Origin of the sequence: Dubosiella newyorkensis (assembly GCF_001945605.1) — a bacterium.
Classification (GTDB): Bacteria; Bacillota_I; Bacilli_A; order Erysipelotrichales; family Erysipelotrichaceae; genus Dubosiella; species Dubosiella newyorkensis.
Genome location: NZ_MPKA01000067.1, coordinates 35,854 through 49,909, shown reverse-complemented (window position 1 = coordinate 49,909; position 14,056 = coordinate 35,854). Strand labels below are relative to the sequence as shown.

15 protein-coding genes and 2 pseudogenes are annotated in these 14,056 nt (G+C 43.5%); 12 read left to right on the top strand and 5 right to left on the bottom strand.

All coding sequences use genetic code 11. The annotated features are described in order from the left end of the window. Positions 1-8 precede the first annotated feature (8 nt). The 7 genes from BO225_RS07000 (at position 9) to amrS (ending at position 6,227) form a co-directional block, all read left to right on the top strand. Entirely contained in the window at positions 9-491 is a 483-nt protein-coding gene (locus BO225_RS07000) for an HD domain-containing protein (protein WP_076341542.1), read from the top strand. A gap of 106 nt (positions 492-597) precedes the next feature. Then, positions 598-999: a hypothetical protein gene (locus tag BO225_RS06995; protein WP_143356790.1), complete on the top strand. Its 402-nt coding sequence runs from the start codon at positions 598-600 to the stop codon at positions 997-999. Next, a complete protein-coding gene (locus BO225_RS06990) occupies positions 978-1,805 on the top strand; it encodes a hypothetical protein (RefSeq protein ID WP_143356789.1) in 828 nt (275 codons plus the stop codon). The genes BO225_RS06995 and BO225_RS06990 overlap by 22 nt, the downstream gene beginning before the upstream one ends. A 47-nt stretch (positions 1,806-1,852) precedes the next feature. After that, complete coding sequence (locus tag BO225_RS06985) at positions 1,853-3,301, top strand: alpha-amylase (protein WP_198936112.1); 1,449 nt, start codon at positions 1,853-1,855, stop codon at positions 3,299-3,301. Between the two features lie 43 nt (positions 3,302-3,344). Then, complete coding sequence (locus BO225_RS06980) at positions 3,345-3,950, top strand: hypothetical protein (protein ID WP_076341539.1); 606 nt, start codon at positions 3,345-3,347, stop codon at positions 3,948-3,950. Between the two features lie 76 nt (positions 3,951-4,026). Next, entirely contained in the window at positions 4,027-5,415 is a 1,389-nt protein-coding gene (gene amrA / locus BO225_RS06975) for an AmmeMemoRadiSam system protein A (protein ID WP_076341538.1), read from the top strand. Beyond that, positions 5,412-6,227, top strand: a complete 816-nt coding sequence (gene amrS / locus BO225_RS06970) for an AmmeMemoRadiSam system radical SAM enzyme (RefSeq protein ID WP_076341537.1) — start codon at positions 5,412-5,414, stop codon at positions 6,225-6,227. The genes amrA and amrS overlap by 4 nt, the downstream gene beginning before the upstream one ends. Before the next feature lie 101 nt (positions 6,228-6,328). Here the strand turns inward: amrS and BO225_RS06965 are convergent, their stop codons facing one another. Further along, positions 6,329-6,646: a hypothetical protein gene (locus BO225_RS06965; protein WP_076341536.1), complete on the bottom strand. Its 318-nt coding sequence runs from the start codon at positions 6,644-6,646 to the stop codon at positions 6,329-6,331. A 98-nt stretch (positions 6,647-6,744) separates the two neighbouring features. Here BO225_RS06965 and treR point away from each other — a divergent pair, with 98 nt between their 5' ends. Beyond that, positions 6,745-7,458, top strand: coding sequence for a trehalose operon repressor (treR, locus tag BO225_RS06960; RefSeq protein ID WP_076341535.1), 714 nt, complete (start codon positions 6,745-6,747; stop codon positions 7,456-7,458). Positions 7,459-7,482: 24 nt separating this feature from the next. On the opposite strand, the gene BO225_RS06955 is transcribed toward treR, so the two are convergent. The 3 genes from BO225_RS06955 to BO225_RS06945 are packed head-to-tail and all read right to left on the bottom strand — an operon-like array spanning position 7,483 to position 10,035. Next, complete coding sequence (locus tag BO225_RS06955) at positions 7,483-7,866, bottom strand: VOC family protein (RefSeq protein ID WP_076341534.1); 384 nt, start codon at positions 7,864-7,866, stop codon at positions 7,483-7,485. 24 nt (positions 7,867-7,890) lie between these two features. Beyond that, positions 7,891-8,709 (bottom strand): histidinol-phosphatase HisJ family protein, encoded by an 819-nt coding sequence (locus BO225_RS06950; protein ID WP_076341533.1) that lies wholly within the window; start codon positions 8,707-8,709, stop codon positions 7,891-7,893. 54 nt (positions 8,710-8,763) lie between these two features. Beyond that, positions 8,764-10,035 carry an ATP-binding protein gene (locus BO225_RS06945; protein WP_076341532.1) on the bottom strand — a complete coding sequence of 424 codons (1,272 nt, stop codon included), beginning with the start codon at positions 10,033-10,035 and terminating at the stop codon, positions 8,764-8,766. A gap of 136 nt (positions 10,036-10,171) precedes the next feature. On the opposite strand from BO225_RS06945, the pseudogene BO225_RS12990 reads away from it, so the two are divergent. The 4 genes and pseudogenes from BO225_RS12990 to BO225_RS13140 form a co-directional block, all read left to right on the top strand. Further along, positions 10,172-10,306, top strand: a pseudogene (locus BO225_RS12990) (hypothetical protein); the annotation flags it as partial. Between the two features lie 310 nt (positions 10,307-10,616). After that, positions 10,617-11,402, top strand: coding sequence for a PTS transporter subunit EIIC (locus BO225_RS12025; RefSeq protein WP_233120305.1), 786 nt, complete (start codon positions 10,617-10,619; stop codon positions 11,400-11,402). 16 nt (positions 11,403-11,418) lie between these two features. Further along, positions 11,419-12,300 (top strand): annotated as a pseudogene (locus tag BO225_RS13145) (alpha-amylase family glycosyl hydrolase); the annotation flags it as partial. Beyond that, positions 12,280-12,588 carry a hypothetical protein gene (locus BO225_RS13140; RefSeq protein ID WP_473213613.1) on the top strand — a complete coding sequence of 103 codons (309 nt, stop codon included), beginning with the start codon at positions 12,280-12,282 and terminating at the stop codon, positions 12,586-12,588. The pseudogene BO225_RS13145 and the gene BO225_RS13140, both read left to right, overlap by 21 nt. Before the next feature lie 64 nt (positions 12,589-12,652). On the opposite strand, the gene BO225_RS06920 is transcribed toward BO225_RS13140, so the two are convergent. After that, the gene (locus BO225_RS06920) at positions 12,653-13,786 is read right to left on the bottom strand and encodes a polysaccharide deacetylase family protein (RefSeq protein ID WP_076341527.1); all 1,134 of its coding nucleotides are present in this window, start codon (positions 13,784-13,786) and stop codon (positions 12,653-12,655) included. Between the last annotated feature and the right edge of the window lie 270 nt (positions 13,787-14,056).

Sequence of the window (14,056 nt, the reverse complement as noted above, 5' to 3'; positions counted from 1 at the left end):
ATCGTCTTATGAATACGAAGAAAAGAGAGCTGATGAAGGAGAAGGTGCGCCACCATGTGACTCGACTGGAACAAAAAGGCCCTTTTTTCCAACAACATCAATATAGACACCATAAAAACGTGAGCGTTCATGAACATGTGTGTCATGTCGCCTACACGAGTTTGAAGATCGCGGATCTTTTAAAGATCAAAGTCGATGAGGATCGACTGATCCGCGCATCCCTTTTGCATGATTATTATCTTTATGATTGGCATGAAGATGCCGATTGGCATAAATGGCATGGATTCAAGCATCCACGCTTTGCGTGCAAGAACGCGCATCGGGATTTTGGATTGGATCCAAGAGAGAAGGACGCGATCTTAAAGCACATGTTTCCTTTGACGATCAAGCCTCCAAAACATCGGGAAGGCTGGATCATCACCTTGGCGGACAAGATTTGCGCTTTTAAAGAGTGCTGGTTCAAAAACTGGAGCTTTGAGACGACAAAATAAATTGCGAGCACCTGAATCGAGTTCAGGTGCTTTTTTTGTTGTCAGAAAAACGGAGAGAAAACACAATAAAAGTATCGAAAAAAAGAAAGAAAAAGGGAAAAAGATCATGAAGAATCGGCAGAAGAAGTGGAAATCGCTAGGAATCGTCGTGCTCGTATTCGTGATCGGCTATGGCTTGTTGTGGTATTACATGGCTGCCAATGTGACACGCATCCAAGAACAAAATAAGGAGTACGCCAAATCGTTCGCGGCCCAAAGCGCAGAAAGGATCGGCAGCGAGTTCAACACCGCGCTGCAGCGGATCGAAAACAGCGCCTATTTAGCGTCGATGGGAGATAGTTCCGCGCTTATTGATGTCGATACACTCAAAGAACTTGAAAACCATACGAATTTTGACGCGGTCCGCTATGTCGATCGGGATGGAAACAATCTTTCAAGCGACGGGCAAGTGTGCCAGATCCAAGATCGGTCGTATTTTAAAAAGGGATGTCTGGGGCAAGTGGCCTAGAATATGTGTCGGCTTCCCGCATCAATGGAAAGCCGATGATCGTTTTTTACGCGCCTGTCAAAGAGGGCGGCGAGATCAAAGGTCTTTTTCTTGGGCTGTTTTTCGCGCAAGATTATTTGCGTTCGATGTTGACGACAGAATATTTCAATGTGCGCGTGCCGATGCTTTTGAGCTCGAAGGATGGAACGATCGTGGCGAGTTCTTCTTCCAATGTGAGTGGGGATCCGCTCTATCCGTATTTGCTCGATCAAAAATCGATGAGCACTTCCGATAGTCGGCAAGTCATAGATGCGGTAAACGATCAAAAAGAGACGATTTTTGTCAACGAGAAAGAAGGTCCGATCGAAAATGTGAGTGTTTTGCCTGTGCCTTGCTATGATTTCATGCTCGTGCAAGGGTTTCCTCGCCAAATTACGGATGTGATGGTTTCCAACGCCAATCGGAGCGGCTTTATCTTGGAGGGGTGTCTACTCATTTTGTTCGCGCTCTTGCTCATTTATTTGTTCAAGAAGATGCGGGATCGAAGAAAACATCTCGAAGTCGAGAATCGGATCTTTGTCGATGTGCTCGAGGGCGTGAAGATCTTATTCAATTCGCGCTATCTTGTCGTTGATCTAGATCAAGATACCTATACCTATATGGCAGGATCGGGACCGATCAATACGCGGATCCCGATGGAGGGGATCTATAGTCAATTTATCCAGTACCATACGGCCGATATCATTGGCGACGAGGAAAAGAAAGCGTTTGATCATTTCGCTCAGCCTGAGACGCTTTCAAAATTCTTTGGTGGGCAAATGAAATAAATTTTCTGAAAAATTCACTACAATAGGGTTCTAGGATGGTGAAAAATATGAAAGAAACAATGATGCAGTTTTTTGAATGGTATTTACCAGAAGACCAATCTTTATGGAAAGAGGTCAAAAAGGAAGTCAACGCCTTAAAGAACAATGGATTTACGATGGTTTGGCTTCCGCCTGCCTATAAAGGGCAGGCAGGTCAAGCGGATGTTGGCTATGGTGTGTACGATATGTACGATTTGGGGGAGTTTTGCGCCAAAGGGTCTATCGAAACAAAGTATGGGTCGAAAGAAGAATATATTGAAGCTGTCGACGCGATCAATAAAGAAGGAATGATTTCGATTGGCGATATTGTCCTTAATCATCGCATGGGGTCGGATGAATCGGAAACGGCGCGGGTGCAGACGATCAACGATGGAGACCGAAATCAAAAGACGAGTGATTATTTTGATGCGAAAGTATGGACAAAATTCACGTTTCCTGAAAGGGATGGTAAATATTCCGATTTTCAATGGGATAAGGATGATTTTACGGGAACGGATTATGATGCCAATACGAATCGGAACGATATCATTCAGTTCGAGGGAAAAGAATGGTCGGAGAATGTGAGTCACGAGCGTGGTAATTTTGATTATATCATGGGTGCGGATGTTGATTTTTCGGTGCCGGAAGTTGTGGCGGAATTGTATCGCTGGGGGAGCTGGTATACGAAAGTGACGGGAGTGAAGGGCTTTCGTCTTGACGCGATCAAAAGCATCGATGCGCGATTCTTTATTGGATGGTTGAAAAATATGAAGGAATATGGCAATCATCCTGATTTTGCGGTGGGCGAGTTTTGGACGAACAACACGGATGAGTTGGTCGAGTATTTGAAGGATAGTGGGCATTGTATGAAGCTTTTTGATGTGCCGTTGCACTATCGGCTCATGGAGGCGAGCAATTCGAATGGCAACTACGATATTCGGCATATTTTTGATGGGACTTTGAGTGATCTTGAGCCGGATTTTGCGTGTGCTTTTAGTGATAATCATGATACGCAGCCTGGTCAAGCTTTGGAGTCGTGGGTTTCGGAGTGGTTCAAGCCGGCTGCTTACGCGCTTATTTTGTTGAATCGTTGTCAGTATCCATGTGTGTTCTATGGGGATTATTATGGGATCCCTCATGATAATATTCAGCCTACGCCATATTTGCGGGAGATGGTTTGGATCCGAAAAAATTTATTGTCGGATTCGATCGTGGATTTTAACGATGACGATGGGCAGAAGATGTGTTGGCTGGCGCCCGGAGAACATCCTGTCGTGGTGATCTTGACGATCGCGGACTACAAAGAGAAAGAGGTCAACGATTTGTCGTTGGCGAAGAAAGTGTTTGTCGATCTTCATGATGAAAATCATAAAGTGTATATGGATGAAGAAGGAAAAGGTTTGTTTTCGTGTGGCGGGGGCTGCGCTTCCGTGTATATTTTGGAAGAAGACTATCAAAAGATGAAACAGGCTTTATGATTATGATATAATTTTCTTACATATATCGATGTAGGAGGCTGTTATGTCGAATCAAGAACTATTGAATACATTTTATATTTGGGTTTCGAAAACGAAGGGCGCTTCGACGACTCTTGAGCTTGGGTATGTGGTCAAATGCGATGCGAGTCGGGAAAGGCCGTATACAATGTTGTGGACAGAGTATGATCTGGATGAAAAGGAAGCGGAATATTTCGCGCGTTTCATGGATCTCGATCCTACGCTGAGTCAAGCTCAATTGGAAGAGCTTCGCCCTTATGATTTTAAGACGATTCGTGTTTCGCAGGAAGATGAAGCGTCTTTGAACGAATACGAAAAGTTGGAGCTTCCTTCTACGGCGTATCGGGTGTTGAATTTCTTGCCGGCTTGGGAAGAGGATCTGGATCGTTTGCTGGATAGTATCGATCTGGAAGAGCGGGCCAAAGAGGCGATCGACGAGTCTTTGACGCGTCCGCATTGGGTGCAAGTCGAGGCGGAGGCGGCTTTGAAGGGAGCTTCTTCGCAAAAGAAAGAAGCGGAATCGATGTTCATCGACTATTGGAAAAACAAGGTTCCTTTTGAAAAAGATGAAGTGTATGAGCTTTTGAGAAAGGAAGGCTTGATCCGTCATCCGGACACGATCAAATATTAAGGCAAGTTTTTATGCTTGTCTTTTTTTTATGTGGAACAAGAAGCGTATAATGGGTTTTAAAGAGGAGGTCTTTTTTATGTCAGTTTTGAATGGGATCGCTGTTCCTCATCCACCTCTCATTGTTCCGAATGTTGGGCGTGGGGAAGAAAAAAAGATCGAGAATATTACGAGCGCAATGGAAGAGGCGGCGCAGAAGATCGTGGAGGCCAAGCCGGATACGGTGGTGATCATTTCTCCACATGCGCCAAGCTATTATGATTATATTCAGCTTTCGAAGGGGGCGTATGGTGAGGGAGATCTTGCTCAGTTCAACGATCCGTATGATCGTTTTCGAATTCCTTATGATCAAGAGCTTGTCGATGCGATCGAGTCGATTTGCATGGAGAATGGGATTCCGGCTGGAACTTTAGGCAAACAAGATGGTTCTTTGGATCATGGGACGATGGTTCCGCTTTACTTTTTGAAGTCTTTAGCGCCGGAGACGAAGTTTGTACGGATCGGTCTTGGGGGTCCGAATAATAAGGTGCATTATCAAGTGGGGCAGGCGATCCAAGAGGCGGCTCAGAAATTGGGACGTAAGGTTTCGATCGTAGCGAGTGGCGATCTTTCGCATTGTCAAAAGGCGGGTACGCATTATGGCTATCGTCCAGAAGGTCCAAAGTACGATGAGAAGATCATGGAGATCTTGGGTGATGGAGATTTTTTAAGGTTGCTCGAGGTTTCGGAAGAGGACGCGGAGAAGGCGATGGTTTGTGGTCAGAAGTCGTTTTGTATATTAGCGGGAGCTTTGGATGGCTTGTCTGTGGATGCGAAGGCGTTGGCGCATTCGGCTGAATTTGGGGTTGGTTATGGCGTAGCTACGTTTACAGATCCTAAAGAAGATTTGGATCGTCATTTTTTGATCATGGCTGAGGCGCAAGATCGAAACGCGTACGAGGAGAGGATCAAGAAGGAGGACGCGTATGTCAAGTTGGCGCGGGATACGATCAATGATTTGATTCATGAAAATGAGTTGGTGATTCCTTCGGCTTCGCTTCCGAGTGAAATGTTGGAAGAGAGGGCGGGTGTTTTTGTTTCGATCCATAAAAATGGCGAGCTTCGTGGTTGTATTGGAACGACGGAGCCAACGGAGGCGAATGTGGCGACGGAGATCGTGCGTAACGCGCTCGCGGCTTCGATGCGGGATCCTCGTTTTCCGGCGATTCAGCCTTGGGAGCTGGAAGAGCTGGAGATCAATGTGGATGTGTTAGGGAAACCAGAGATCATCGAGGATGAAAGTCAGCTGGATGTGAAAAAGTATGGAGTGATCGTTTCGAAGAATGGCAAGCGTGGCTTATTGCTTCCGGATTTGGAGGGTGTCGATACGATCACAAAGCAAGTTTCGATCGCGAAACAGAAGGCTGGTTTATTGACGGATGAGCCGGGTTGCACGTTAGAGCGTTTTGAAGTGGTGCGGCATGTATGAAGTGTGAAACGTGTTTTCGAGAATGTGAATTGCGGGATGGTCAGGTTGGCTGGTGCAAGGGGCGCATGAATGTGAATGGAAAGATCGTCGATCGTAATTATGGGAAGATCTCTTCGGCGGCGCTCGATCCGATCGAAAAGAAGCCATTGCATGACTTTCATCCTGGTTCCATGATCTTATCGGTGGGAAGTTATGGGTGTAATTTGGCGTGTCCTTTTTGTCAAAATCATGAGATCGCGCAAGAGGATCTGGATGCTCGTTGCGAAACGATCACTCCGGAAGAGCTTGTTGAAAAGGCGGTCGAGCTCGTGCCGTATGGCAATATTGGGATCGCGTTCACGTATAATGAGCCGATGATGTCTTGGGAGTTTATCCGGGATACGGGGAAGCTGGCGAAAGAAAAGGGTTTGAAGGTCGCCGTGGTCACGAATGGCAGCGCGAGCTTGAAGGCTTTGGATGAAGTGCTTCCGTATGTGGACGCGTTCAATATTGATTTGAAAGGGTTCATGCAAGAATATTATCAGTATTTGTCGGGCGATCTCGAGACGGTCAAACGCTTTATTGAAAGAGCGGCAAGCAAGGCGGATGTGGAGATCACGACTTTGGTGGTGCCACATAAGAACGATTCGGATGAGGAGATCGAGAATTTGGCAAAGTTCATCGCGAGCATCGATCCGAATATTCCGCTGCATTTGACGCGGTATTTTCCGCGTTGGAAGGAGAAGGAGGCGCCAACTTCGATCGAGTCTTTGAAGCATTTGAAGGAGATCGCTAAGAAGTATTTGCGTCGTGTGTATTTAGGAAATGTGTAGGCATTTCCTTTTTTAGATGAAGTATAGGAAGTGGCGAACAATTTTGTGCATGGATCGAATCATTCCTGCGTGATTGGGATGAAAAAAAAGACTGATCTTCATCAGTCTTCATCGGAGGACATGTCTTCTAATAGTTTCCAGTCCTTATAGCTTGCTTTGACATATTTCTTGACTTCTTTGGCGACGCCTGTCGTTAACGCGTGGCGCTGGCGAGAAAGAGCGTAGTAGATCGTGAGGATCATTTCTTTCATTTCTTCATCGTCGAGCCATTGGAGACGGTCTTCTGGGATCTCATAGAGTTCGTGGTAGATCTTGGCGATCACGGAGATCCGGTTGGCTTGGGTCACGTCATCCATGATTTCTTCAAAAGCTTCGTTTAAGATGGGTTGCACGTAGGCAGCAATTTCTTCATGTGTCATATCAAAATCTCCTTTTCTTCTATTTTAATCTTTTATGAAAACGCTTACAAGTTGATTTTGTGGTTTTCTTGTACGTATAATGGCACAGAGGTGGGTCTATGGCAAAGTATCACGATATTTATGAGGATTTAAAGGGCAAGATCGAAGAAAAAGAGTATGGGGCAGGGACGTATTTGCCTAGCGAAAACGAGTTGATGAAGCTGTATGATTCGAGTCGGGATACGGTTCGGAAGGCTTTGAATTTGTTGGCGTCTTCGGGCTATATTCAAAAGGAAAAGCGGAAGGGTTCGCTGGTTTTGGATGTGGGTCTGATTTCTTTTCCGGTTTCGGGTTTAACAAGTTTTAAAGAGCTAGAACGATCGGCGTATCGGTATCATTCGAAAACGATCGTGTCTTCTTTTGAGTATGGGCATCCTAATGCGCGTATTCAAAAAAAGTTGAATGTGGGTCCGGAAAGTTTTGTGTATGAGATCAAACGAATTCGAAAGATCGATGGGGAAAAGATCATTTTGGATGAAGATTATATCAATGCCAAGATCATTCCTGGTCTGGATGCGCAGATTGCTTCGGATTCGATTTATGAATATATTGAGAATACTTTGGGTTTGCCGATCGCGTTTGCGCGAAAAGAGATCACGGTCGTTAAGGCGAGCGAAGAAGAAAAGAAGCTGCTCGATCTGGAGGGGTATGATTTGCTCGTTTGTGTTAAATCGTACAACTTTTTAGAGGATGCGACTTTGTTTTGTTATACGGTGTCAAAACATCGGCCCGACAAGTTTCGGTTTGTAGAATTTTCGAGAAGGGAAAAGTAAAAGCGTCGCTGGAGGACGCTTTTTTTATTCGGAAATTTCGATTTGATTGTTTTCAAAGTCTAAGAAGCAGCTTTCATAATAGCCGTCTCCAGTCGTTCTTGGTCCGCTGATCACTTCATATCCATCGTTTTTGAGGCGTTGGGTGAGTTGATCGACCGCTTCTTTGGATCCAAGAGAAAAACTAAGATGAGCCAAGCCGGTTCGGTTGAGTGGTTTTGGCAAGTCTTCCATTTGTTCTTTGTTCATGATTTCTAGGCGAGCTCCTTCTTCGAACGATAAAAAGTAGGAGCGAAATCCTGTTCTTGGATTGTGGTAGAGTTCGTTGGGCGTGGCGTTAAAATACGTTTCAAAAAACACCTTAGCTTTTTCGAGATCGTTAAAATAAATGGCTGTATGTTCTATTTTCATGAAAATTCTGCTTTTTCCTTTCTTTTAAAGCGGGTGAGCGATTGGTTTCATGGCATCGAATGTATGGAAGTATTGAAAGCCCATTGTTTTGAGTTCGGCTTTGACTTCTTCGATATGATTGCCTACGTATTGTTGGGTGTGGGCGTCGCTTCCGATAGTGATGATCGTTCCTCCGAGCTCTTTATAGAGGGCTAGGATCTTTCGGGAAGGCATTAGATCGTCCAATCCATATTGGAAGGAGGAAGTATTGACTTCGATTCCTTTTCCGTTCTTGATGATGTGGCGCAAGATCTTTTCAATTTTTGGCTTTACGTTTTCGAAAGGGTAGCGGCCTTTTGGATCGTAGCGGACGATCAAATCCAAATGGGAAAGAACGCTGTAGGCATCGTAATGTTGGAGGATCTCGTACAAGTAATCATAATATTTTTCATTATATTTTTGTTGGCTTTTTCCTTTTTGAAATTCTTGGTTCCAAAATTCTTGGTTTTCGATTTGATGGATGGAAAGAAGCACGAAGTCGAGTGGATATTGTTCGAACAGCTTTTGATAGGCGTCGATCGTATGAAGCTGGATACCAAATTCAAGTCCTTTTTTGATCGTGATTTTATCTTGGTATTGGGGAATGAGGGTGGCGAGCTCGTCAAAGTAGCGCGGATAATCGACGTTCAAAACCGCATCTTTTGGGCGGTTTGGATCATCGGCATCGTATTTAACGCCATGGTCTACGTGGTCAGTGATGCAGATTTCTTCGAGCCCTAGTTGGATCGCGTCTTGAATGAGTTGTTCCATGGGATAGATGGAATCGTCGCTATAGGCTGTGTGAAGATGATAGTCTGTTTTCATTTGCGTTCTACCTTTCTGATGCTTTCATTATATAGTAGTTTGAATCCAAAAGAGCTAGTTTTTTAGGCATCCGATCGGAACTACGAAAATCCCATCTTTTCGTTTATAGGCATAGCTGCCAGTTCCGACCAAAACCATGAGAAACGAGGGAGATTTCATTTTTGTGGTATCTAAATTATTCGCGAGTTTTTTAAGGTTTTTAGCTCCTTCTTCAATGAGTCTTTCGCCTCCAAGTTTGATTTCGATCAATCCATAATCTCCGTTTCGTAAATGAAGGACTGCGTCACATTCTAATCCATAACTATCTCGATAGTGATAAATCTTACCGTTTAATGCGGATGCGTAAACTTTTAGATCACGAATACAAAGGGTCTCGAAGAGAAATCCAAAAGTATTTAGATCGTTGATCAAATCAGTTGGTCCAATTCCTAAGGAGGCTGCCGCAATGGATGGATCGACAAAATAACGAGTGTCGGAAGAGCGGATTGCAGCTTTCGAACGAAGATTTGGATTCCAGGATTCTACATCTTCGATCACAAAGATTTTTTTAAGAGCCAAGATGTATGTGTTGATTGTGTCGACATCAAGTCCTTCTGAATCGTTAGCTAGCATATCTTTTCTAAGTGTTGTTAAAGCGACTTGTTGACCGCTATGTCTTGCATAGACTCGCATAAGCTTTTTTACTCGTTCTGGATTTCTTTGAATACCATCTACTCGTGAAATATCTGAACGTATAATGGCTTCATAATAATCGTACGCTTGTTCAAGAGCGATTTTTGGCTTCATGAAAGTTGCTCTTGGCCATCCTCCTCGACAAACCAAAAAGGCGAGCTCGTCGATTTTTAGATCATTTTTAGCCGATATCATAGAGGGATCATTGAAAAGGTCTTTCAGAGAAACGAAACCTGAAGATTCTCCAGATTCAAATAACGACATTGGGTACATGGTCAACCAAGCGAAACGTCCAGTTCCACTATGCTCGATTTGAGTAGAGTCTGCTGGTACAGCAGAACCTGTAAATATAAATTGACCTTCTTGATTTCGATGGTCGATTTCAAAACGAGCCGCATCCCATAATTTTGGAGCAATTTGCCATTCATCAATCAATCGAGGTGTTTTTCCTTCCAAAAGAAGGGAAGGATTTATATCTACAAGATTCAAATATTCATCTCGTTCCTTTGGATCGGCAAGGTAAAGAACGCTTTTAGCAACCTGTTCAGCTGTTGTTGTTTTACCACACCATTTTGGACCTTCAATTAAAACAGCACCTTTTCCAGCTAACTTATCTTCTAAAAGTTCATCAAGAATGCGAGGTTTGTATTCCATAATAATGACCTCCTACAAGGATTTTATCATTATAAAATGAGGGAATTCAACAGAATTCCCTCATTTGTAGGAAATCTATTCCCTCATTTGTAGGAAATCTATTCCCTCATTTGTAGGAAAATTATTTCTTTTTTTCATGGTTGACATCTTGTACGTACAAGATAGATCAATAGAAAAGAAAGAGAGAGAACTCATGTCAAAATTCAAAGATGAAGCGAAACAACTCCTTATACTCGTTGGTGGTAAAGAAAACATTCAAGGGGTGACGCATTGTGTGACTCGTATGTGGTTTGTGCTTGTCGATCCATCGCTTGTCAATATAGAGACGATCGAAGAATTACCGAGCGCGAAAGGCACCTTTACCCAGTCGGGACAATTTCAAGTCATTATTGGCAACGAAGTCCAAGAATACTATAACGATTTTGTGGATGTTTCTGGAATCGAAGGCGTGTCCAAAGAAGCGTTGAAGAGCGATGCGAAATCGCAACAAACACCAATTCAAAAGATCATGTCCGATTTGGGTGAAATTTTTGCCCCCCTCATTCCTGCCTGTCGGGATCACGTGGTCGATCACGAAAAAGATGGGCACCACCCAAATTTTAGGAATCGTTTTAGGAATCACGCTCGTTTCTCCACAACTTCTCAACGCCTATGCGGTCGCGGGCGCGACAGAAATTCCTGTTTGGGATTTTGGGTTTGCGCAAGTAGAAATGATTGGCTATCAAGTGCAAGTGCTCCCTGCCATCTTGGCTGGATTCGCTCTTGTCTTTATTGAAAAATTCTTTCGAAAGATCACGCCTGCTCTCGTAAGCATGATCGTCGTTCCGTTTTGTTCGCTTGTTCTTGCGGTTCTTGTGGCGTATACGATCTTAGGCCCTGTTGGATGGGTCATTGGCGGATGGATTTCCGATATCATTTGGGCAGGTTTGAATTCGAATGTAAAATGGTTGTTCGCGACTATTTTTGGATTTGTCTATGCGCCCCTTGTCATCACAGGACTCCATCATATGACCAACGCCATCGATTCGCAGCTTGTCGCATCTTTTGGTGGAACGAATCTTTGGCCAATGATCGCTCTTTCCAATATCGCCCAAGGCTCTGCTGTTTTTGCGATGAGTGTTCTCCAAAAGAAAAATGAGAAGGCCCAACAAATCTCAATTCCAGCTATGATTTCATGTTATTTGAGTGTGACAGAACCTGCGATCTTTGGTGTGAATTTGCGCTATGGTTTTCCATTCTTATGTGGTATGGTCGGCTCTTCTTTGGCAGCTACCGTTTCTGTTAGCTTTGGAGTGACGGCCACGAATATTGGCGTAGGAGGAATTCCAGGCATTCTTTCGATCTTTCCACAATGTTCCGCATCTTGATGAATACTATCTTCATTTGTATGATGTTTCGCAAGCGGATCTCAATTGGGACAATCCTAAAGTGCGGGAAGAGTGTGCCAATATCATTAAGTTTTGGATGCAAAAAGGCATCCAGGGCTTTCGTTTCGATGTGGTCAACAACATGTCGAAGGGATCGTTTGAAAATGATGATATAGGGGATGGAAGACGCTTCTATTCGGATGGTCCGCACATTCATGAATATTTGCACGAGCTGAATAGAAATTCGTTTGGACAAGATCCAACGATCATGACGGTTGGGGAGATGTCGAGCACTTCGTTAGAGAATTGTAAAAAATACGCGAACAAAGAGGCGGAAGAATTGGATATGGTCTTTAACTTTCATCACTTGAAAGTCGATTATGAAAATAAGGAAAAGTGGACGCTTAAACCATTTGATTTTGAAGAACTCAAACATTTGTTCCATACTTGGCAAGAAGGGATGCAGGAAGCCGATAGCACGATGGCTTTGTTTTGGAATTGTCATGATTAGCCAAGAAGTGTTTCGCGTTTTGGAGATGATCGAAAGTATCCAAACGAGTCTGCGAAAATGTTGGCGTTGGCGCTCCATTTCATGAGAGGAACACCTTATATTTATCAGGGCGAAGAAATTGGAATGACAAATAATTATTTTGGTTCGATCGACTTGTATCAAGATGTGGAGAGCTTGAACTATACCAAGATCTTAAAGGAAGAAGGAAAAAGCGGAACGGAGATCTTAAAGATCTTAGGCGCGAAGTCGCGGGATAACGCGCGCAGCCCGATGCAGTGGAACGATCAAGAGTTTGCTGGCTTTTCCGATACGAAACCTTGGATCGAGATCAATCCAAGCTATAAGACGATCAATGTACAAGCGAGCATGAAAGATCCGCATTCGATTTATGCTTTTTATAAAAAGCTGATCCAGATCCGAAAACAAAATGAAACGATTCAAAATGGTCGATATGTTCCGTTCTGTAAAGATCATCCTTTTGTGTATGCGTATAAGCGGGAGGGAATGGATGAAGAAATTTATGTATTGTGCAATTTCTATGGAACAAAAACCAATGTGGAGCTTGATTTACAAGAGCTAGAACTGTTGTTGTCCAATTATCCAGATCGGATCTATGAAAATGGAGTGTTTGTTTTGCGTCCGTATGAAGCGATTGCTGTTAAAAAAAGCCGATAGCGTTTGGCTAACGGTTTTTTCATTGTTTCATGTAGATTCTTTTTTCTGCATGGAAATATGCAGATTATTCTTCTTTCTGCATAGAATCGGGATAAGGGATCGTTTTCTTTTTGGTTTGTTCATTGAACATGTCTTGCAAAGATTCGGGATAGACGATGGTGTCGGGATCTCCGTCCGAAACATAGCGGGAAGTTTTGAGACGTTCAAAGTTCATTTGAATATCGAAGTTTTCTCCATTATTGTCATAGGCTCGGATTCTTTTTAAAAAGCGAGGTTCAAACGTTTTTGAGAAAGGAGAGGCGTTCGCTTCCCAAGCGACTTGAAGAGCGCTTTTTGTGGTGTATGGGCGATCGTTGTAGGTGCCTTGGAAGACAGCATCCATATTGGGGTGCTCTAAGTCGTAGGGAGATCCAAAAGGCAGGGCTACGATCGGCACATATTGATCGGGAACGATTTGGTCCAAGATCGCGTATTGTCCGCCCACTTCTTCTTGGGTTTGCTCTAAAGTGGTCGTTAGAAGATCGGGATGGTGGAGCGTGTGATTTCCGATATCATAGCCATGCTCGATCATCCAAGGAAGGATCTTTTCATTATATTCGGGTTGAGAAAATAAGCCTTCGTTCAAGAAAAAGGTGGCAGTGACTGGCATGTCCGGGTGCTCTTTTTTGAAGGCTTCAAGAATACCGACAGCACAGTTTGGATCGATAATTAAGTTTCCTTTTTCATCAAGTCCGTTCACGAGCATATTGTTTTCGATCCCGTCATCGAATGTCAAGATGATCGGACTTTTACCTCCTTCGACATCGATCGTGCCATTCACATAATCGATCAGAGGAATCATTCGATAGCCGTTTTCATAATAAAACTGTAAGTCGTTTCGAAACGCTTCAGCTGTGCGTTGATATCCATCCACATCGATGTTGCCTCCTGTATAGGGGGTTTGGTCGTTGGTGAGGTTCTGAATTCCGTGATACATCATGATCGGAACATCCCCCAGTTCATTAACGCCAACTTTTGCGTATTCTGCTTTTGAAAGTGGTGTGTAGGAGGGAGTGATTGATTTAGTCTCTTGCGCTTCTTTGGGCTTAGATTGTGTTTTTGGTAAAACAAGAGCTAGACTTCCGCCGATTCCGATCAATAACACGGCCGTAAGGATCGAAAGGTTTCGGATTTGTTTTTTACGATTGATTTTTGCCATAAATTAATTGTAAAAAAAAGTTCTTTCAAAAGGAATAGAAAAATGCGGAATTTATGAGATGGGCAGGGTTAGGAAATTAATCGTTGAAGACTACCTATACCTAAAAAGATTTGTCGAGATCGAAGGAAAAGTTAAGCAATATTATTTCTGAAGAACTTCTAGTATAAGAGTTTAGATTTGTATTTATTGTCAGCAATGGATGAATTCTTTTTTGGCTTGATTATGTGCTTTTCATTAAGAACAAATATTGACTTTATGTAGCAGCGAAGT